The sequence below is a fragment of the Acinetobacter sp. QJM3NY_42 genome (genome assembly GCF_056173745.1).
The window spans coordinates 827,854-848,085 of sequence record NZ_CM149689.1 but is presented as its reverse complement, the minus strand read 5'-3'; the positions used below and the strand labels follow the sequence as shown (position 1 = coordinate 848,085).

The following is a 20,232-nucleotide window of genomic DNA, read 5'->3' as shown; positions in this document are numbered from 1 at the left end:
AGAAATGATGTGCATTAAAAACTTTAAACACTAGCATATAGGAATTGAAATGCTTGATTTAGCAATATTTTTAATAGATTACTTTAATCTATCTCTCAAACATCATTTGTTTTCTGTTATTAGTCATTAATTCAGGGGAATGGTATGGGATTTACAATAGACCTCACCAATACTGAACGACGGGTTTCTACCGCTGAATTTGCACTACGCATGAATATCAGTGAAAAAGAGCTCTATCAACGTATCAAAGATGGACGTATACAGTCACCGATCAAGGATGGTCGTAAAAATTTTTGGCTGAATAGTTATGTACTTGCTTGCATCACAAGCTCAGAAACTTATCTTGAGCCCATTTGAAAAAGGTCGCTAAAATAGCGACCTTTTTTTACAACAAATTATTTTGTGAGTAACACTGTGAGTAACTTATAAAAATTTTATGAATAAATATATAAATTACAAAGCATTAATCACAGCATAGGCAGATTACATCATGCCGCCCATGCCACCCATACCGCCCATATCTGGCACAGCTGGTTTGTCTTCTGGAATATCAGTAATCATGCATTCAGTGGTCAGCATCAGGCCAGCAACAGAAGCAGCATGTTCAAGCGCAGAACGCGTTACTTTTGCAGGGTCAAGAATACCCATCTCCAGCATGTCGCCATATTCACCTGAAGCTGCGTTATAACCATAGTTACCTTCGCCGCTCTTCACTGCATTGATTACTACTGAAGGCTCATCACCTGCATTAGAAACAATTTGACGAAGTGGTGCTTCAATAGCACGGCGCAGAATATTGATACCTACATTCTGGTCATCATTGTTACCAGTTAGGCCATCAAGTGCTTTTGCAGCACGAACCAGCGCTACGCCACCACCAGCAACTACACCTTCTTCAACCGCAGCACGCGTTGCATGCAATGCATCATCTACACGGTCTTTTTTCTCTTTCATTTCAACTTCAGTTGCAGCACCAATTTTGATCACTGCTACACCACCAGCTAACTTAGCAACGCGTTCCTGAAGTTTTTCTTTATCGTATTCAGATGTAGATTCTTCGATCTGTGCACGGATTTGCTGTACACGCTCAGCAATTGCATCAGCATTACCTGCACCATCAACAATCACTGTATTTTCTTTAGATACAGTAACTTTATGTGCAGTACCCAGATCTTCAAGGTTAGCCTGCTCAAGAGACATACCCACTTCTTCAGAAATTACGGTTGCACCAGTCAGGATAGCAATATCTTGCAGCATGGCTTTACGGCGGTCGCCAAAGCCAGGAGCTTTCACTGCACACACTTTGATAATACCGCGCATGTTATTTACGACCAGAGTTGCCAGCGCTTCGCCTTCTACGTCTTCTGCAATGATCAGTAACGGCTTACCTGTTTTTGCAACAGCTTCAAGTACAGTAATCAGTTCACGGATATTACTGATTTTTTTGTCAACCAGAAGAATGAACGGATTTTCCAGCTCAGCCGTCAGAGTATCTTGCTTGTTTGCAAAATATGGAGAGATATAACCGCGGTCAAACTGCATACCCTCTACAACATCAAGTGAGTCTTCAAAGCCTGAACCTTCTTCAACGGTAATTACGCCTTCTTTACCGACTTTTTCCATTGCCTGAGCAATCAGCTTACCTACAGTCTCATCAGAGTTTGCTGAAATTGAACCCACTTGTTCAATAGCTTTAAAATCATCTGCTGGCTTCGCTGTAGCGCGGATATTTTCAACTACAGTCTTCACTGCAAGATCAATACCACGTTTCAGGTCCATTGGGTTCATACCCGCAGTTACTGATTTAATGCCTTCATTCAGTATTGCTTGCGCAAGTACAGTTGCGGTTGTTGTACCGTCACCCGCGATATCATTGGTTTTTGAAGATACTTCACGTACGAGCTGTGCGCCCATATTTTCGAATTTATCTTTTAGAGAAATTTCTTTAGCAACGGTTACACCGTCTTTAGTAATATGCGGTGCACCAAAAGAACGGTCAATCACTACATTACGGCCTTTAGGACCTAAAGTTACTTTAACAGCATCTGCCAGAGTGTTTACACCAGCAATCATTTTTGTACGGGCTGAATCACCGAATTTTACGTCTTTAGCTGACATTTTTAACTCCAATTTTTTAAGAAATACTTGATCTGATCACAAATGAGTTAAACGTAAATTAGCCTTCTAACACCGCAAGGATGTCAGACTCTTTCATAATAAGAAGCTCTTCCCCATTTACTTTTACAGTTGTACCGGCATAAGTTCCAAACAGAACCTTGTCGCCAACTTTTACGTCAAGTGCACGTACACCATTATCAGTAATTTGACCATTACCCACTGCAATGATTTCACCTTGAGAAGGTTTTTCTGCCGCAGAACCTGGCAATAAAATACCACCAGCAGTTTTTGTTTCTTCTTCTACACGACGAACTACTACACGGTCATGTAATGGACGAATATTGCTCATAATTAACTCCATCAGACTAAGTCTTTTTTAAGTAATCAGTTATTACTTTATTTATAAGTCTAAGTAATAACCTAAAGTGTTTTGATGACACTTTTGTGGGGATAGAAAAAAACGCTTCAAGGGGGAAAATAAAAAAAATTTGTATTTTTGTATTTTTTTTAACCGCTCGACAGATCTTGGGTAATTATTTAATCACATCTGTCCGTAAAACAAATGATTGACTCTCTTCATTAAACCAGTATTGCAGAATTTCACCAGATATTGAAACAGTGTTAAAACTGTTCGGCAGGTTCTTGTGCAAGCGCCAGGAAGTCGCAGTACCGGCATGAATATTATAAATAGGATGATCAACTTTTAAATTATACAGTCGGGTCAGATCATAGATCGCGGTTTTATGTAAATGGCCATGTAAAATACCAAACAATTTATATTGTCCCCAAACCTCTAGAGCCATACGGCCGAGTACCGGACAGTCTTTTAAACCATGGGGGTCGTCAGGTTCAGTATAAAACGGCTGATGTGACGTAATAATTTTAAGTTTATGTAAGGGGGCCTGTTCTAGTTTCTCACGGGTTTCATGAATTTGCTCTAGTGAGACATGACCACGTGTATGATAACGCCGTCTTACACTATTGATTCCAATAACATAAAAGTGTTCGGTTTCTAGTACATTTTCCAAATTACCGAAAAAATACTGGTAACAGGTAAACGGGCTAAAGACACGATTCCACAAATGATAAAGTGGTATATCATGATTGCCAGGTACAACCAGATAAGGAATCTGGAGACTCTCTAAAAACTGCTTACAATAATAAAACTGCGTAAACCGGGCACGTTGAGTCAGGTCCCCACTTACCACGAGAGCTTCAGGTTGTTGCTCTTTACAGAATACTCGTAAGGCCTTTATACATTCTGGCCGCTCGGTACCAAAATGCAGATCAGAGAGATGGAGCAGCATAGGGCACCATTATGTTAAGCGCATTTTTTTCAACTGTAATTTTTAAAGGTGTCTGCAACTCGACAATTTCTCCATCAATCGCCACTTTAATATTTTTTTTAGCTGCATGTACCTGAACCTGATCTGCGCAGAAGCTATAGACCTGTGAAGCCTGTTCAAGCTTGCCTTGTATCAGTTGAAATAGCAGTTTAAACAAAGTTCTTTTATCAGTATTTGCTACAGCCACACCGGCAACCCGGCCAGCTGCCGCACAGTTAGCAACACGCAGACGCATTTCCTGTAGCTGAAGTTGATTATTACCAAAAAAGACCAGCGGCGTATTTAAGGGATATCTTTTACCATCCACTTCTAAAGTCAGTTTTAAAGCTTTGCGATCTCGAATCATAACATCCAGAGCTGAAGCATATGCATTAAATGTAAAGCGGCCAAACCGCTGGTTATATGCCTCCCTTCGCTTAATAAAGAGTGGATATAATCCTAGACTTGCATTGTTCAAATAAATCTGATTATTAAGTTTTGCCACATGAATCGCCTGAGGCCGACCAGAAATAATTACCTTTGTAGCTTCAAGCAAATCTAAAGGAATATTCAGGGCCCGCGCGACATAATTAAATGTCCCTAAAGGTAATAAGCCTAGCGGTATGTCAGTATGCAATAACTTTGCCCCTACTGCATTTAGAGTACCATCCCCCCCAGCTGCGACCACAACCCCTACATCTGGCCCATTTAAATGACGATCCAGTACATCCTGCATCAGCCGGTCAAAATCTGAGTTTGAATGTAATTCCAAGACCTGAATTTCGAAGCCATGTGTACTGAGTTGAGTTAATATTTCTTCATAAAGCTCATCGCGACGGGCTGCATGAAAACCAGAATTTCTGTTATAAATAATGGTTAAAGGGCGCAATTGCTCATTCATAAACAATAAAAATTAAAGTAGTTGCTCTAATTTCGTCCAATTAATAGACAATTAAAATAGGCATTATGTAAAATTTAAATGAGTATGATTTATTTTACCAATAATAGTAAATTCAATTTTTTTTAACGTAATCATTTTATTTTTAATAAAATTTTTTAAAAAAATACCATATATTTTTATTAAAAATAATTTGATATAAATTTCTTAATCTAATTTAATATATTGATTTTAAGGATATTTATATAAAGATATCTATGTAATTACTTTCAGCCTTTAGTCTTATTTTTTTTATTAATTTATGCTTTAATACTGCCACTTTTTTTATTCATTTTGTTTGTCTTGTTTAGACAGACGAATTTGTACTTGTACTTTGTACATATTTTTAATAGGCCTCACCATGACCCAAGTGAACGCACCAGAATTCGTTCGTCATCCTAAGCTTATTGCATGGGTTGAAGAAATTGCAAAATTAACGAAACCTGCAAAAATTGAATGGTGTGACGGTAGCGACGAAGAATATCAACGTCTAATTGACCTGATGATTGCTAACGGCACTATGAAAGCATTAAACCAAGAAAAACATCCTGGTTCGTATCTTGCAAATTCTGATCCTTCCGACGTTGCTCGTGTTGAAGACCGTACTTACATCTGTTCTGAAAAGCAAGAAGATGCCGGTGCGACCAATAACTGGGAAGCTCCAGCCGAGATGCGTACCAAACTAAATGGTTTGTTTGACGGTGCCATGGCTGGACGTACCATGTATGTCGTACCTTTCTCTATGGGCCCGCTGGGCAGCCACATTGCACATATCGGTATTGAATTGACCGACTCTCCTTATGTTGCAGTGAGCATGACTAAAATGGCTCGTATGGGTAAAGCCGTTTATGATGTGTTAGGTACTGATGGCGAATTTATTCCATGTGTGCATACAGTAGGTGCACCGCTTGCAGAAGGTCAAAAAGATGTTTCTTGGCCATGCAATAAAGAGAAATACATTGTTCATTACCCAGAAACCCGTGAAATCTGGTCTTACGGTTCTGGTTATGGTGGTAACGCATTACTTGGTAAAAAGTGTCTGGCACTTCGTATTGCCTCTGTCATGGGTCGTGACCAAGGCTGGCTAGCAGAACATATGCTTATTCTGGGTGTAACCAACCCTCAGGGCGAAAAACACTATATCGCTGCAGCATTTCCGTCAGCCTGTGGTAAAACGAACTTTGCCATGCTGATTCCACCTGCGGGTTATGAAGGCTGGAAAATTGAAACTGTAGGCGATGATATTGCCTGGATCAAACCAGGTGAAGATGGCCGCCTGTATGCAATTAATCCAGAAGCTGGTTTCTTTGGTGTAGCACCTGGAACCAATACTAAAACTAACCCGAACTGCATGGCAACGCTGCATAAAGACGTCATCTATACTAACGTTGCTGTGACTGAAAATGGCGAAGTATGGTGGGAAGGTCTGTCTAAAGAAATTCCAGCAAATCTTACGACCTGGAAAGGACAGCCTCATGCAGAAGGCGAAAAAGCTGCGCATCCGAATGCCCGCTTTACTGTTTCAGCAGCTCAGTGCCCTTCTATTGATGCAGACTGGGAAAACCCGGCAGGCGTACCTATTTCTGCATTTATCTTTGGTGGACGTCGTGCCGATACAGTACCTTTAGTTTCAGAAGCTTTTGACTGGGTAGATGGTGTATACAAAGCAGCAACCATGGGTTCAGAAACCACTGCTGCAGCTGTAGGTCAACAAGGCATCGTACGCCGCGATCCGTTTGCAATGCTTCCATTTGCTGGTTACAACATGGCCGACTACTTTGGCCACTGGCTAAGCATGGGCGAAAAAGTTGCTGCGCAAGCTGAAGCACATGGCAACCATTTACCGAAAATCTTCAATGTAAACTGGTTCCGTCGTGATGCTGAAGGCAACTTTGTATGGCCTGGTTTTGGCCAGAACATGCGTGTTCTAGAGTGGATTATTGACCGTTGTGAAGGTCGTGCAAGTGCAGTTGAAACTCCAATTGGCTATGTTCCAACTTATGAACAGCTCAACTGGACTGGTCTAGACTTTAGCAAAGAACAGTTTGATACTGTAACTTCTCAAGATAAAGACCAGTGGATTAAAGAACTGGAAAGCCATACTGAGCTATTCAGCAAGTTAGGTGACCGTTTACCACAAGCACTGAAAGACCGTCAGAATCAGCTGCTTGATGCTGTAAAATCAGTTTAAATCAATGAAAAAAAAGGTCGCAATTGCGGCCTTTTTTATTTTAATTTCATCCAAGCTCTATTGATCAATTACCAGAGAAAAATTGCTATTATCATTTACCCATTAAATTGATGTCTTTAACATTTACTTAAAATTTCTTCAGCTTACTGAAGCATATCAGCCCTAAGATTGCTTATTTCCGCTAGTTCTATGCCATACTTGAACCTATAAGGATAAAAGGCTTTCTAATTATGAAGAAAATAACTTTATTGGTTACTTTACCATTATGTTTTATTATAACGGCATGCCAGACTAGCCCTCGCCAGTACAATGGTATTACAGGCTATCAGATCGAGAACAAGTCTGCCCAATCAGCGACTATTGCCTATACTTTGGCACTACGTGCCAACCAGTCTATAGATGAAAATAAATTGCAGATGGCTTGTCAGCAAGTATTAGGTACTGGTAAAACTTATAAAATTTCAGTATTAAGCGCCAATGAGATTCCAAATCCTGCTGCTACCCAGCAGGACAATTATGGTATACAACTCGGCCAGAGCCGGGCCTCATTCAGTTTATCTGATACCCCAAGTTTAAATAACAGTGAAGATTACGCAACTCGACAGGCGCTTGAAGCCAAGCCTGCAACTCTACGCGTCATTCGCTATACCTGTTCGTAATATTTTATGTTTTATCAGCTCAGACGTTATTTAAACTTATAACGTCTTATAAAAGCTGACATTGCGAAATTCTTTAGCTTCATCCAGGTCTGGCCAGGTGGTGGCACTACGTTCTTCAGTTTTGCAGTAACGAGAGTGACTAAAGTTTTTTACCCGACTATCTGCCACCCAGACCGTTGAAGTGAATTTCAGAAATTCATCCAGAAAGAAGCGGTTACTCTGATCGTAAAGTACATCAGCCGCTAATAGCACATCAACCTGCTCTGCCTTATACAAGTCATCCAAATACTCAAGCTCGACATCATTAAGCTTTGCATTCTCGCGACAAGCCGCCAGACTGACCTGATCGATATCACAACAGATTACCTGTTTGGCACCTGCCATTTTAGCGGCAATAGCTACTACTCCAGAACCGGCACCAAAATCCAATACCACTTTATCTTTGACATGCTGTGGCTCGGCAAGCAACCACTGTGCCATAGCAAGTCCTGAAGCCCAGCAGAAAATCCAGTAAGGCGTATCATTCCAGATACGTCGAATAACCTCATCATCGAGGCGGCCAGTAGGAAAAACTGGCGGTATTAACCATAATAAAATAGGGGTTTCAGGTAATTGCTGTGCCTGTAGTTCACACTGTGGTATAACCTCATGTAAAGCTTGAAGAAGATGCTCAGGAGCCTTAGCCAGTTGAAAAGTACAACTCATCAAAAATTTAACCTTTATTAAAGCGATTCAAAGTTATTAAAGCTTAATATGATACGCACTCTGGTCCATACCCCACTGCTTAAAGGCAGAATTTATAATAAAAGAATAATTCTGCGCCCTATAATTTTTTTAATACTTTTTAAAGAGTTTCGCAGATAGTTTTTCTGCCTTTTTCAAAACAGAAATAAAGTGAACAGCCGATTAATTCAAATAAAGATCAGGATAAACAGGCGATGAAAATAGTTTTAAAAGCTTTATTAAAATAAAAGCCATGCAAACTTGATATTTACATAGCTTTTAATAATGCTCTTAAAATCAAGCCAATGCTTTCTCAGCAGCTTCAACTGTCTGGCGAATTAAAGTCGTGATTGTCATTGGCCCTACGCCACCTGGAACAGGAGTATAAGCAGAAGCAAGCTCTTCAATACCTGCTAGTTGAATATCCCCTACACCACCGCCATCACGCGGATGAAAACCAGCATCAACCACCACAGCACCCGGCTTGATCCATTCCTTTTGTATAAACTCGGCTTTTCCAACAGCCCCTACAAGGATGTCAGCCTGCTTAACAAATTCAGAGAGGTTCTGTGTACGTGAATGGCAAATCGTCACTGTAGCATTAGCCTGAAGCAACATCATTGCCATTGGCTTGCCCAAAATAGCAGAGCGGCCTACAACAACGGCATGTTTACCTGCAATTTCAATATTATTTTCTTTTAAGATCGCCATGATTCCAGCAGGTGTTGCAGAGCCATAGGCAGCCTCTCCCATTGCCATACGACCAAAACCCAAGCAAGTCACGCCATCTACATCCTTTTCTAGCGATATGGCATCAAAACAGGCACGTTCATCAATCTGTTCCGGAACAGGATGCTGAAGCAGAATACCATGTACATCAGGGTTTTCATTTAGCTTTTCAATTTCTGCCAGTAACTGCTCGGTAGTTGTTTCTTTTGGCAGTTCCACTTTAAGAGAATCCATACCAACACGACGACAGGCATTCCCTTTCATGCGTACATAAGTAGCTGAAGCACCATCATCTCCTACCAGGATAGTTGCCAGAATTGGCGTACGACCTGTTTTTGTCTTTAACGCCTCTACACGTTGCAACAAGTCAGCTTCTATCTGTTTCGCCAGTGTACGACCGTCTAAAACCAATGCCACAGCACATCTCCCAAGTGGATATGAATCAATTTTGCACATAATACATGATTATTTAACCGTTTTTATTTTAGTTGCTGTTTTTATGTGCATATTCACCATACATCCTATTGTTTTTTTTTCAAAGATTGCTAATATGTGCATCACCAAGAGATGGCGGGGTGGCAGAGTGGTCATGCAGCGGACTGCAACTCCGTGTACGCCGGTTCGATTCCGACCTCCGCCTCCAATCTTGTATAACGCCCGGGTGGTGAAATAGGTAGACACAGGGGATTTAAAATCCCCCGCCCACAAAGCGTGCCGGTTCGAGTCCGGCCCCGGGCACCATTTTAAAGCTAATATAAAATGGTGCAATAAAGAATCCAGCATCAAGCTGGTTTTTTTATGCCTGTAATTCTTGAATATAAAAATATAAATTTTACAATGATCAAGTTTATTCAAATTACGATTTCCTGCTCTTGTACCTCAACAGTTTAGTAGCTTGAGTATTCAGACATTTTTAAATATAAGTTCTGGAATTATTTAAAAAATAGCTCATCAAGTAGATAATCATCGCATATCACAGTGCTGTACTCTCAGTCACAGCTACTGTGCTTTAAAATTTAATAATTAAGGAAATAAATAACCATGAGAAAACAAGAGTGATAATTCCGGCAAAAGTTAAGGATGTATACCCTTAAGTGGAGCAAATATTATATTTAACGATGACAGGATTGCAGAAAAACATTCAGGACAATACTGCCAACTATAGAATGTCCTCAAAAAACCATAAGGCCTTGCAATAAAATTATCTTACCACTCCCTATTGGCAACCAGTTCTTCCATATCAATATCTAGATAACCAGCCTCCTGTACCACCATCATCATAGCCTCAGCAATATAATCAGCTGCTGCATCATCTAGAGATGAATCCATCTGCTCAAACTTGGGTTTCATTTTATTGATTTGAACTATGATCTCCTGAGCGGAAGAATATATATCAGTCTGACTCAAAGAACTTGCTGTAATTTTTTCAGAAAACTGTAGCAGCAACTGTTTAATACGTGATACCAGCTCATCAGGATAGTATTCATCCTCAAACATAGGAGTTAATAATTCATCATTCATTACTTATTCTCAAAAATAAAAATCCGAGCCTAAAGAACCCGGATTCAGTCAAATATAGAAACCATCAGGCAGATAGTGTAGCACACCAGATTTTAATCGCATCACTGGTAGCCTTCACGTTGTGTACCCTTACGATAGATGCCCCCTGCTGTATACTCAGAAGATGCGCTGTGACACTGCCAATTACACGATCTTTCACCTCTGCACCCTCTAGGGCCTCACCAATGAAGCGCTTACGTGACAGTGCAGATAGAATCGGATAACCTAATTCATTAAGCCGCCAGAAATCCTGCAACAGTTTCAGGTTATGGCTAACATTCTTGGCAAAGCCAAAGCCTGGATCAATAATGATATTATCTGCCCGCACTCCTGCTGCGATAGCCGCCTCAACTCTTACAGTCAACTCACGAAGCACTTCTTCAACTACATCTTCATAATTGGCCAGCTGGTTCATTGTGGTAGGCTCACCACGCATATGCATGATGACTACCGGTATATCCAGCTCTGCCGCCACTGCAAGTGCATCTGGGCGACTCAATGCCCGCACATCATTCCAGATATGGGCTCCCTTCTTCACTGCCTGGCGGATTACTTCAGGCTCACTGGTATCAACAGATATAATTACATCATGTTGCGCCAAAGCTTCCACTACAGGAATTACACGTTGAAGCTCTTCTTTAACCGATACTGGAGTAGCACCTGGCCGAGTAGATTCCCCTCCAATATCAATAATAGTTGCCCCATCTCTTATCATCTGCAAAGCATACTGGAGAGCTTGTTCTTTATGCTTATATTTTCCGCCGTCACTAAAAGAGTCAGGAGTAACATTTAAAATCCCCATAATATGCGGGCGAGCTAAATCCAGACTTACATCCTTGCATTGTAAAGTCTGTTTAGGTAATGGCATTAGCCGCATTGGTCTCTCCTGATCTTATGATTGATACATTTTAACAAGTTAACTTCAGGCTGAGTGTTAAGTTATTTTCATGTTTTTATTTTTAAATAATAAAAAAGAGCCACTTAAAGTGGCTCTTTTCTAAATAACTATATTTAGTTCATTGCTGGCAATGGGGGTGGTGTAGACGGACCATTTTTAGGTGGCTCTAAGTCTGCAACCGGATTATCTGCAACATAAACTTTAGGGGGCTGAGGATCACGACCTTCCATAATGTCACGGATCTGCTCACGGTCAATAGTTTCCCATTCCATCAGAGCTTTCACCATTTTATGTGCAATATCCTGATTACCTTCAAGAATATCCCAAGCAACTTTATATTGCTCATCCAGAATACGGCGCACTTCCTGATCGACTTGTTGCTGGGTAGCTTCAGAAATAGTGCGACTATTCATACTGCCCATAAATGACTGCTGTGAATCATCTTCATAGACCATTACACCCAATTTGTCAGACATACCGTATTTAGTGACCATCGCGCGTGCCATTTTTGTTGCACGTTCAAAGTCGTTAGATGCACCCGTTGACTGCTGATGAATAAAGATCTCTTCTGCAATCCGGCCACCGAACAAAATAGATATCTCGTTCAGCATTTTGTCCTTGTAATGGCTGGTCTGATCAAACTCTGGTAACTGCCAGGTTACGCCTAAAGCCCAACCACGCGGCATAATTGTTACCTTATGGACCGGATCAGTACCGGGCAGCATCTCAGCAACGATTGCATGTCCTGCTTCATGGTAAGCAGTAGCACGGCGCTCTTCTTCACGAAGAACCATCGATTTACGCTCTGGCCCCATATACAGTTTATCTTTTGCATCCTCGAAGTCATGCATGTCGACTGTGTTCTTGTTGCGACGTGCCGCAAAAAGAGCTGCCTCATTGACCAGGTTTGCCAGTTGGGCACCCGAAAAGCCAGGTGTACCACGCGCCAACACTTTAACATCTACACCGGTAGTTGAAGGCAGTTTTCTTAAATGAACATTCAGAATCTGTTCACGACCCTTAATGTCTGGCAGACCCACCATTACTTGACGGTCAAAACGACCTGGACGAAGCAAAGCTTTATCGAGTACATCAGCACGGTTAGTGGCTGCAATTACGATAATACCCTCATTTCCTTCAAAACCATCCATTTCAACCAGCATTTGGTTAAGAGTCTGCTCACGTTCATCATGTCCGCCACCTGTACCTGAACCACGATGACGACCCACTGCATCAATCTCGTCAATGAAAATGATACAAGGTGCATGACGTTTAGCCTGTTCAAACATGTCACGTACACGCGAGGCACCCACACCAACAAACATTTCAACAAAGTCAGAACCGGAGATGCTAAAAAACGGTACTTTTGCTTCGCCGGCAATAGCTTTGGCGAGCAAAGTTTTACCTGTACCCGGCGGGCCTACCATTAAAACACCTTTAGGAATGGTCGCGCCTAGACGCTTAAATTTTGCCGGATCTTTCAAGAAATCGACAATTTCAACCACTTCCTGTTTGGCCTCATCACAGCCCGCCACATCGGCAAAGGTTACTTTAATCTGGTCTTCAGATAACATTTTTGCTTTGGATTTACCAAAGCTCATTGGCCCGTTCTTGCCACCTGCACCGCCACCCATATTTCGCATAAAGAACATGAATAACAAGATGATTAGAAGTACAGGAAAGCTTGCAATGAGTAATTGCATCAATAAACCTTGACGTTGCGGTGCTGTACCCTCAACGACAACATTATTTTTGATAAGGCTCGGCATAAGCTCAGGGTCTTGAACCGCAGGACGAATGCTTTCAAACTCTGAACCGTTGACTTTTTCGCCATTAATACGCTCGCCATCAATTGTGACTTGCTTAATTTGACCGGCATTAACCGCTGCCACGAATTCGGAATAATTCATCGCAGTCGGCTTGTTGCGGTCACTGATGTTACTGAAAATCAAGATCAGAACACCCAGTATTATTAGCCACAATACGGCATTCTTGAAGAGATCGCTCAAAGCTTTATTCCCATATCAATCTAATTTGATCATGCCCAAAATTTCTGGGGTGACCCTAACAAAAAACTGTAAAACAGCATGCAATGTCTAAAAAAGTACAAAATGCACAATTTTTGACGGGTTGGCAAGTAAAGTTTATTGCAACGCTTTTTTACGGCCTTGTCCAATTAAAAACACTTCTTTCGAACGGGCTCGTGACGCGGCGGGTTTAACAGTTTTTAACACATCAAAACTATCAACCACCTGCTTGCGAAACTCATCAAAGCCAGCCCCTTGGAATACTTTTACCACAAACTGTCCGTTGGGTCCGAGTACCTTTTGTGCAAAATCTAAAGCAAGTTCACACAAATATATCTGGCGGGGCTGATCAACCGCCCTATTACCAGATGTATTGGGGGCCATATCCGAAATTACAACGTCTACCTGACGCCCATTTAAAATATTTAACAATTTTTCGAATACTTCTTCTTCACGGAAGTCACCCTGCAAGAAGGTGACATCTGCCAAAGCATCCATCGGAAGAATATCGGACGCAATTACCAGTCCTTTATCCCCTACCAGTTTACCCGCTATCTGCGACCAGCTCCCTGGAGCCGCTCCCAGATCAACTACAGTCATACCCGGTTTGATGAGCTTATATTTTTCCTGGATCTCAAGAAGTTTATAGGCAGCGCGTGCACGATAGCCTTCCTTTTGCGCCTTTTTTACAAAAGGGTCGTCCAGATGCTCTCTCATCCACGCACGACTACTTTTAGATAACTTCTGGTTGGTAATGCGTGTTGCCATAACTACTAAATATTGAAATAACTTCTATTTTTTTATTGTACGTGAAAAATGTGCAGCTTGCAGTATACATCTGTATCTAAAGCGCCCTCCCCAACGGATATTTTTAATAAGCTTCATCGATAATTTAAGAGTTTTAGAGTGTTTGAATTCGGTTTTTGCTATACTGGGGCGTTTTTAAATTTAGGTTATATTTCATGGCGGCTCTCTCTATTCAAGAACGCAAGCGTTTACGTCAAATTGGACATGCTCTTAATCCAGTAGTAATGATCGGGGGGCAAGGCCTGACCGAAGGCGTGATTGAAGAAACCAACCGCGCATTAAACGATCATGAACTAATTAAAGTGAAGATTGCTGGCGAAGATCGTGAAGCACGTGGACAGGTTATTGATGCGTTAATAGAAGCTACTGGTGCTCAAGCAGTACAGAAAATTGGTAAAATTGTTCTGCTTTATAAAAAGGCAGCCAAACAGAATCAGCATTTGTCGAATCTGGTTCGTCACGCGCATCTTTCAAGCTGATCATTTTCTCTTATGGCTAGTTACGAACTTAATCCTTTTAAAAGGTTTTCTGCTATTTCCTTGGTAGGTGCAGTTGAACAGCAAGATCAGGCTTCTTTAAATATCGGTTTCTGGATTAGTGACCCAAACCAGCTAATCCTTTGGCCAGATAAAGTCGCATCAAATCCACGCCGTGACTATCTATGGGAAAATACCTGTTATGAAATTTTCATTGGTGTAAAAGATCAAGATTTTTATCGGGAAATTAACCTTTCCCCTTCTGAAGCTTGGCAAGCCTACCAGTTCGAAGAGTATCGCTATCCGGAAGATATTCCTCCAAAACCAGCTTATGATATTGAGTTAAATCAGCTCAAGCGGACACATTATGGTTTAAATGTGAGTCTGGATCTGGGAGGGTTTATGGCAGACCATGAATTGAAGTGGTCAGATTTATATCTTGGCTTGTCGGCAGTACTTAAGACTTCACAAGAAGTACATTATTTCGCTATGCAGCATAGTAGCCCGCAACCAGATTTTCATAATAAGCGTGACTGGCTACATCAGTTTTGAAACTTCCAGTAATAATTTAAAAAAGTGAGTTTATACTCACTTTTTTATTATTTATTCAACTTAATTATGACGCTGAACCTTATTCCACACTTCAACAGCATTTGCTTTAGAACGTTTAAATGTCTCGGTCAGGTTTTCTTTATGTTTTAATGAAATCTGGCTGATGTCTGCTTTCAAATCTTGGCTTAATTTGGCAAGCTCATCCACCAGATGAGTAAATTCACTTTTAACCAGATTTTTTAATTCAGAAATTTCTTGGCCCGAAAAGGTTAGTTGACTTTTTAATGACTCTAAACGCGCCCATAACGCCTGGTTGGATTCACGCGCAGGCTCCTGCTGTGTTAACGCTTCTGATGCTGTGTTGACAACTGGTGTAGTCTCAATTACTTCATTCTTTTGTTCTTTAGCCAATGGCTGAGCTGCTTTTTTAGCTTTCTGAGAAGAATTAGTCATAATAATATTTCCTGCTTTGATGAAAATTATAAAATCATCTTAATTTATTGAATAAAAAATGATCTATTTATTGTCTGACAATTATTAAAAACCTTGCTTGCTCTCTCATTGTTTTCTCATGGAAGGCTTGCACTTGTGTTTATTTGAAGTTACAAGCTCCCTATCTGATATAAACATCATAATTAGCGTGGACTTTTAGACTCTTCATGCGTACAATACGCTGTTAAGTTACAAGCGAGCAGACCAAAAGGAGGGCGTGTTTTTTTTAGACAGCCACCCTTTTTTTATGTCTACTCGCTTTTTTACAGCCTAAAATTCAGGAGCTTTGGTTTGAGCATCCCCGCCATTTTAGCCCTTGCAGACGGAACTATCTTTAAAGGTAAGTCTATCGGTGCATCGGGTTGTACGACTGGTGAAGTCGTTTTTAACACCGCCATGACTGGCTATCAAGAAATTTTGACTGACCCAAGTTATGCACAACAGCTTGTGACATTAACTTATCCTCATATTGGCAATACTGGCTGTAATACTGAAGATGCCGAGTCCGGCCGTATTCAGAAAGTCTGGGCCAATGGCCTGATTATTCGCGACCTGCCTTTATTGCATAGCAACTTCCGTGCAGATATGTCTCTTGGTGAATATCTTGAGCAGAATAATGTTGTTGCGATTGCAGATATTGATACCCGCAAACTGACCCGTATCTTGCGGGATAAGGGCGCGCAGAATGGCTGTATTCTTGCAGGTGAAAATATTACTGCTGAAGAAGCATTAGAAAAAGCGCGGGCTTTTGGCGGTCTTGAAGGTCTAGACCTGGCAAAAGAGTGCTGTGATCCAGAAGGTTTTGAATGGACCGAAGGCTCATGGGCATTAGGTCAAGGCTTTACCCAGCCTGAATTAAAATATCATGTAGTAGCATATGACTATGGTGTCAAAACCAACATCTTGCGTATGCTTGCAGATCGCGGCTGTAAATTGACCGTTGTACCTGCTCAGACCCCTGTTGAAAAAGTACTGGCACTTAATCCTGATGGCGTTTTCCTGTCCAATGGACCAGGTGACCCGGCTGCATGCGGTTATGCAATTGAAGCTGTAAAAACTATTGTCGAAACAACTACACTACCGGTCTTCGGTATCTGTTTAGGGCATCAAATTCTGGCTCTTGCAAGTGGAGCAGCTACCCTCAAGATGGGTCATGGTCACCATGGCGCCAACCATCCTGTACAGAATATTGAAGATGGTACAGTGATGATCACTTCGCAGAACCACGGTTTTGCGGTAGATGAAAGTACCTTACCTGAAGTGTTACGTGTAACTCACCGTTCGCTGTTTGATGGTACAAACCAAGGTATTCATCGTACTGATAAACCGGCTTTCAGTTTCCAAGGACATCCTGAAGCGAGTCCTGGTCCGCATGATTGCGCACCGCTGTTTGATCATTTCATTGAACTTATCGAAGCATCTAAGAAGTAATTAAGGAGCGAAATAATGCCTAAACGTACGGATATTAAAAGCATCTTAATTATTGGTGCTGGCCCTATTGTAATTGGTCAGGCATGCGAGTTTGACTATTCAGGTGCACAAGCATGTAAAGCGCTGCGTGAAGAAGGGTACCGTGTTATTTTGGTGAACTCTAACCCGGCAACCATTATGACCGACCCTGCAATGGCAGATGCTACTTACATCGAGCCAATCACTTGGCAGACTGTTGCCGCGATCATTGAGAAAGAGCGTCCGGATGCGGTCCTTCCAACCATGGGTGGTCAAACTGCGTTGAACTGTGCGCTTGCACTTGACGCAAATGGTGTATTAGAGAAATACAATGTTGAATTGATTGGGGCGACCAAAGAAGCGATCGAAAAAGCAGAAGACCGTAAACTCTTCGACCAAGCAATGCGTAAGATTGGTCTTGAGTGTCCAAAAGCTGCGATTGCAGAGTCAATGGAAGAAGCACTTGAAATTCAAGCTCGTTTTGGCTTTCCAGTGATTATCCGCCCGTCATTCACCATGGGTGGTTCTGGTGGCGGTATTGCTTATAATCGCGAAGAATTCCTTGAAATCTGTGAACGCGGTTTTGACCTTTCTCCGACTAAACAGTTATTGATCGATGAGTCTTTAATTGGCTGGAAAGAGTACGAGATGGAAGTTGTTCGTGACAAAAACGACAACTGTATCATCGTATGTGCGATCGAAAATTTTGATCCAATGGGTGTACACACCGGTGACTCGATCACGGTTGCACCTGCACAAACATTGACTGATAAAGAATACCAATTGATGCGTAATGCATCTTTAGCAGTTCTTCGTGAAATTGGTGTTGAAACAGGTGGTTCTAACGTTCAGTTTGGTATCAATCCAAAAGATGGTCGTATGGTGATCATCGAGATGAACCCGCGTGTATCACGTTCCTCTGCGCTTGCATCGAAAGCAACAGGTTTCCCGATTGCAAAGATCGCAGCGAAACTGGCAGTTGGCTATACCCTTGATGAACTGAAAAATGATATTACTGGTGGTACAACTCCAGCATCTTTCGAACCAGCAATTGACTATGTCGTCACTAAAGTTCCACGTTTCAACTTCGAAAAATTCCCGCAAGCTGACGCGACTTTAACAACTCAGATGAAATCTGTCGGTGAAGTCATGGCCATTGGCCGTAACTTCCAGGAATCTGTGAATAAAGCACTTCGTGGATTAGAAGTGGGCGCTTCCGGTTTTGATGAAAAAATCGAAGTGGGTACTGAAGGTGCACGCGAGAAGATTCTTCAGGAACTTAAAGTTCCAGGTCCAGAACGTATCTGGTATGTAGCGGATGCATTCCGTCATGGTTTCACTTTAGACGAAGTATTTGCAGCGACCAATATCGACCGCTGGTTCCTAGTCCAGATCGAAGATATCATCAACACTGAAAACCAGATCAAAACTTTAGGTTTCGGTGACTTGAACGCGGACAATATCCGTTCATTCAAACGTAAAGGTTTATCGGACCTGCGCATTGCGAACTTGATGGGTATTTCACAAAAACAATTCCGTAAACACCGTTGGAACCTGGGCGTAACTCCAGTGTATAAACGTGTCGATACATGTGCAGCTGAATTCGAATCGGATACAGCATACATGTACTCAACTTACGATGAAGAGTGTGAGTCTAACCCATCGAACCGTGACAAGATTATGGTGATCGGCGGTGGACCTAACCGTATTGGTCAAGGGATCGAGTTCGATTACTGCTGTGTACACGCGGCGCTTGCAATGCGTGAAGATGGCTATGAAACCATCATGGTGAACTGTAACCCTGAGACTGTTTCTACGGATTACGACACATCAGACCGTTTGTACTTCGAACCAATTACCTTGGAAGATGTACTTGAAATCGTTCGTACAGAGAAGCCTAAAGGCATCATCGTACAATACGGTGGTCAAACGCCGCTTAAATTGGCTCGTGCTTTAGAAGAAGCGGGTGCGCCAATTATCGGCACATCACCTGACGCGATTGACCGTGCAGAAGACCGTGAACGTTTCCAGCAAATGATTCAACGTTTGCAACTGCGTCAACCAAACAACAGTATCGTAAAATCTGCTGAAGAAGGTATGGCTGAAGCAGCGAAAGTCGGCTATCCGCTTGTGGTACGTCCTTCTTACGTTCTGGGTGGCCGTGCGATGGAAATCGTATACAACGACGAAGAACTCAAACGTTACTTACGTGATGCGGTTCAGGCATCTAACGAAGCGCCAGTTCTGCTTGACCGCTTCCTGGATGACGCGATTGAAGTTGACGTTGACTGCGTGTCTGACGGTAAAGACGTTGTGATCGGCGGGATCATGCAGCATATTGAACAAGCGGGAATTCACTCAGGTGACTCAGCATGTTCTATTCCTCCGTACTCTTTATCTAAAGAAGTTCAGGACGAAATGCGCCGTCAAACGATTGCTATGGCAAAGGAGCTTGGCGTAATCGGTTTGATGAACGTACAGTTTGCGGTGAAAGGCGACGACGTTTACATCTTGGAAGTGAACCCACGTGCATCACGTACTGTGCCGTTCGTTTCTAAGTGTATCGGCGAATCTTTAGCGAAAGTCGCTGCACGTTGTATGGCAGGTCAATCTCTTGAGTCACAAGGCTTCACGGCTGAGATTATCCCTGAGCACTTCTCTGTCAAAGAAGCAGTGTTCCCATTCAACAAATTCCCTGGTGTTGACCCGATCCTTGGCCCTGAGATGAAATCGACAGGTGAAGTAATGGGTGTGGGTAAAACTTTTGGTGAAGCATTCTATAAAGCAGTGCTAGGTGCAAATGAACGTTTACCTGGTCTTCCAACTGAAGGCGAAGTGAAACATGCATTCATCTCTGTACGAGACTCAGATAAACCGCGTGCTGTCGGTATTGCGAAACAATTAATTGACCTAGGCTTCAAGATTCTTGCGACTGATGGTACATTTAAAGTGATTAGCGAAGCTGGTCTTGAATGTGAACGCGTGAATAAAGTGACTGAAGGTCGTCCTAACATTGTGGACCGTATCAAAAACGGTGAAATCCACCTTGTCATTAATACGACTGAAGGCAAAAAGGCACAAGAAGACTCATTCTCGATCCGTCGTTCAGCACTTCAAGGTAAAGTGTATAATACAACTACATTGAATGGTGCGGACGCTGTATGCCAAGCCCTAGCAATTAAATTGCCAATGGATGTATATCGTTTGCAAGACCTAACTAAAGGTTAATTCGCTTCCAAGAAGTCCCGCTACCTTCTTGGTGGCGGGCTTTTTTTATTTATATATTTTA

General features: G+C 42.0%; 18 protein-coding genes and 2 tRNA genes. 9 read left to right on the top strand and 11 right to left on the bottom strand.

Annotated features, from left to right (window positions below):
- The first annotated feature begins 144 nt into the window (after positions 1-144).
- On the top strand, positions 145-357 hold the full coding sequence (locus AC0VYT_RS03980; protein ID WP_005015663.1) for a hypothetical protein: 213 nt from the start codon (positions 145-147) through the stop codon (positions 355-357).
- A gap of 126 nt (positions 358-483) precedes the next feature.
- On the opposite strand, the gene groL is transcribed toward AC0VYT_RS03980, so the two are convergent.
- The 4 genes from groL to AC0VYT_RS03960 form a co-directional block, all read right to left on the bottom strand.
- Positions 484-2,118, bottom strand: coding sequence for a chaperonin GroEL (gene groL / locus AC0VYT_RS03975; protein WP_005015664.1), 1,635 nt, complete (start codon positions 2,116-2,118; stop codon positions 484-486).
- A 58-nt stretch (positions 2,119-2,176) separates the two neighbouring features.
- Positions 2,177-2,467, bottom strand: a complete 291-nt coding sequence (locus AC0VYT_RS03970) for a co-chaperone GroES (protein ID WP_005015665.1) — start codon at positions 2,465-2,467, stop codon at positions 2,177-2,179.
- Positions 2,468-2,651: 184 nt separating this feature from the next.
- Entirely contained in the window at positions 2,652-3,425 is a 774-nt protein-coding gene (locus AC0VYT_RS03965; RefSeq protein WP_005015666.1) for a metallophosphoesterase family protein, read from the bottom strand.
- A complete protein-coding gene (locus tag AC0VYT_RS03960; RefSeq protein ID WP_005015668.1) occupies positions 3,406-4,344 on the bottom strand; it encodes a diacylglycerol/lipid kinase family protein in 939 nt (312 codons plus the stop codon). Before AC0VYT_RS03960 ends, AC0VYT_RS03965 begins: the two co-directional genes overlap by 20 nt.
- A 397-nt stretch (positions 4,345-4,741) precedes the next feature.
- Between AC0VYT_RS03960 and AC0VYT_RS03955 the strand changes: the two genes are divergently transcribed.
- The gene (locus tag AC0VYT_RS03955) at positions 4,742-6,571 is read left to right on the top strand and encodes a phosphoenolpyruvate carboxykinase (GTP) (protein ID WP_005015671.1); all 1,830 of its coding nucleotides are present in this window, start codon (positions 4,742-4,744) and stop codon (positions 6,569-6,571) included.
- 230 nt (positions 6,572-6,801) lie between these two features.
- Positions 6,802-7,230, top strand: coding sequence for a hypothetical protein (locus AC0VYT_RS03950; RefSeq protein WP_005015673.1), 429 nt, complete (start codon positions 6,802-6,804; stop codon positions 7,228-7,230).
- 36 nt (positions 7,231-7,266) lie between these two features.
- On the opposite strand, the gene AC0VYT_RS03945 is transcribed toward AC0VYT_RS03950, so the two are convergent.
- Together AC0VYT_RS03945 and folD are read right to left on the bottom strand one after the other, a co-directional pair.
- Complete coding sequence (locus tag AC0VYT_RS03945) at positions 7,267-7,935, bottom strand: class I SAM-dependent methyltransferase (RefSeq protein WP_005015675.1); 669 nt, start codon at positions 7,933-7,935, stop codon at positions 7,267-7,269.
- Between the two features lie 315 nt (positions 7,936-8,250).
- Positions 8,251-9,099, bottom strand: coding sequence for a bifunctional methylenetetrahydrofolate dehydrogenase/methenyltetrahydrofolate cyclohydrolase FolD (gene folD, locus AC0VYT_RS03940; protein ID WP_005015677.1), 849 nt, complete (start codon positions 9,097-9,099; stop codon positions 8,251-8,253).
- Between the two features lie 152 nt (positions 9,100-9,251).
- On the opposite strand from folD, the gene AC0VYT_RS03935 reads away from it, so the two are divergent.
- Both AC0VYT_RS03935 and AC0VYT_RS03930 read left to right on the top strand, forming a co-directional pair.
- Positions 9,252-9,325: transfer RNA gene (locus tag AC0VYT_RS03935), tRNA-Cys, on the top strand.
- A 12-nt stretch (positions 9,326-9,337) separates the two neighbouring features.
- Positions 9,338-9,423 (top strand) — tRNA-Leu (locus tag AC0VYT_RS03930).
- 465 nt (positions 9,424-9,888) lie between these two features.
- On the opposite strand, the gene AC0VYT_RS03925 is transcribed toward AC0VYT_RS03930, so the two are convergent.
- From AC0VYT_RS03925 to rlmE, 4 genes are all read right to left on the bottom strand, one after another.
- Positions 9,889-10,203, bottom strand: coding sequence for a DUF5713 family protein (locus AC0VYT_RS03925; RefSeq protein ID WP_005015680.1), 315 nt, complete (start codon positions 10,201-10,203; stop codon positions 9,889-9,891).
- 64 nt (positions 10,204-10,267) lie between these two features.
- The gene (gene folP / locus AC0VYT_RS03920) at positions 10,268-11,119 is read right to left on the bottom strand and encodes a dihydropteroate synthase (protein WP_005015682.1); all 852 of its coding nucleotides are present in this window, start codon (positions 11,117-11,119) and stop codon (positions 10,268-10,270) included.
- A 134-nt stretch (positions 11,120-11,253) separates the two neighbouring features.
- On the bottom strand, positions 11,254-13,149 hold the full coding sequence (gene ftsH / locus AC0VYT_RS03915) for an ATP-dependent zinc metalloprotease FtsH (RefSeq protein WP_005015684.1): 1,896 nt from the start codon (positions 13,147-13,149) through the stop codon (positions 11,254-11,256).
- A gap of 135 nt (positions 13,150-13,284) precedes the next feature.
- On the bottom strand, positions 13,285-13,935 hold the full coding sequence (gene rlmE, locus AC0VYT_RS03910; RefSeq protein WP_005015686.1) for a 23S rRNA (uridine(2552)-2'-O)-methyltransferase RlmE: 651 nt from the start codon (positions 13,933-13,935) through the stop codon (positions 13,285-13,287).
- Between the two features lie 194 nt (positions 13,936-14,129).
- On the opposite strand from rlmE, the gene yhbY reads away from it, so the two are divergent.
- Both yhbY and AC0VYT_RS03900 read left to right on the top strand, forming a co-directional pair.
- Positions 14,130-14,453 carry a ribosome assembly RNA-binding protein YhbY gene (gene yhbY / locus AC0VYT_RS03905; RefSeq protein WP_005015688.1) on the top strand — a complete coding sequence of 108 codons (324 nt, stop codon included), beginning with the start codon at positions 14,130-14,132 and terminating at the stop codon, positions 14,451-14,453.
- Between the two features lie 12 nt (positions 14,454-14,465).
- Positions 14,466-15,002, top strand: coding sequence for a DOMON-like domain-containing protein (locus tag AC0VYT_RS03900; protein WP_005015690.1), 537 nt, complete (start codon positions 14,466-14,468; stop codon positions 15,000-15,002).
- A gap of 60 nt (positions 15,003-15,062) precedes the next feature.
- Here AC0VYT_RS03900 and AC0VYT_RS03895 read toward each other — a convergent pair whose 3' ends face one another.
- Entirely contained in the window at positions 15,063-15,455 is a 393-nt protein-coding gene (locus AC0VYT_RS03895) for a hypothetical protein (protein ID WP_005015692.1), read from the bottom strand.
- Between the two features lie 330 nt (positions 15,456-15,785).
- Here AC0VYT_RS03895 and carA point away from each other — a divergent pair, with 330 nt between their 5' ends.
- Positions 15,786-16,925, top strand: coding sequence for a glutamine-hydrolyzing carbamoyl-phosphate synthase small subunit (gene carA / locus AC0VYT_RS03890; protein ID WP_005015695.1), 1,140 nt, complete (start codon positions 15,786-15,788; stop codon positions 16,923-16,925).
- 15 nt (positions 16,926-16,940) lie between these two features.
- Entirely contained in the window at positions 16,941-20,171 is a 3,231-nt protein-coding gene (gene carB, locus AC0VYT_RS03885; protein WP_005015696.1) for a carbamoyl-phosphate synthase large subunit, read from the top strand.
- Positions 20,172-20,232 lie beyond the last annotated feature (61 nt).

Excerpts from the sequence above, each read along its gene's own strand:
- AC0VYT_RS03980 (WP_005015663.1), top strand. The coding sequence starts at position 145 with ATGGGATTTACAATAGACCTCACCAATACTGAACGACGGGTTTCTACC.
- groL (WP_005015664.1), bottom strand. The coding sequence starts at position 2,118 with ATGTCAGCTAAAGACGTAAAATTCGGTGATTCAGCCCGTACAAAAATG.
- AC0VYT_RS03970 (WP_005015665.1), bottom strand. The coding sequence starts at position 2,467 with ATGAGCAATATTCGTCCATTACATGACCGTGTAGTAGTTCGTCGTGTA.
- AC0VYT_RS03965 (WP_005015666.1), bottom strand. The coding sequence starts at position 3,425 with ATGCTGCTCCATCTCTCTGATCTGCATTTTGGTACCGAGCGGCCAGAA.
- AC0VYT_RS03960 (WP_005015668.1), bottom strand. The coding sequence starts at position 4,344 with ATGAATGAGCAATTGCGCCCTTTAACCATTATTTATAACAGAAATTCT.
- AC0VYT_RS03955 (WP_005015671.1), top strand. The coding sequence starts at position 4,742 with ATGACCCAAGTGAACGCACCAGAATTCGTTCGTCATCCTAAGCTTATT.
- AC0VYT_RS03950 (WP_005015673.1), top strand. The coding sequence starts at position 6,802 with ATGAAGAAAATAACTTTATTGGTTACTTTACCATTATGTTTTATTATA.
- AC0VYT_RS03945 (WP_005015675.1), bottom strand. The coding sequence starts at position 7,935 with ATGAGTTGTACTTTTCAACTGGCTAAGGCTCCTGAGCATCTTCTTCAA.
- AC0VYT_RS03925 (WP_005015680.1), bottom strand. The coding sequence starts at position 10,203 with ATGAATGATGAATTATTAACTCCTATGTTTGAGGATGAATACTATCCT.
- folP (WP_005015682.1), bottom strand. The coding sequence starts at position 11,119 with ATGCGGCTAATGCCATTACCTAAACAGACTTTACAATGCAAGGATGTA.
- rlmE (WP_005015686.1), bottom strand. The coding sequence starts at position 13,935 with ATGGCAACACGCATTACCAACCAGAAGTTATCTAAAAGTAGTCGTGCG.
- yhbY (WP_005015688.1), top strand. The coding sequence starts at position 14,130 with ATGGCGGCTCTCTCTATTCAAGAACGCAAGCGTTTACGTCAAATTGGA.
- AC0VYT_RS03900 (WP_005015690.1), top strand. The coding sequence starts at position 14,466 with ATGGCTAGTTACGAACTTAATCCTTTTAAAAGGTTTTCTGCTATTTCC.
- AC0VYT_RS03895 (WP_005015692.1), bottom strand. The coding sequence starts at position 15,455 with ATGACTAATTCTTCTCAGAAAGCTAAAAAAGCAGCTCAGCCATTGGCT.
- carB (WP_005015696.1), top strand. The coding sequence starts at position 16,941 with ATGCCTAAACGTACGGATATTAAAAGCATCTTAATTATTGGTGCTGGC.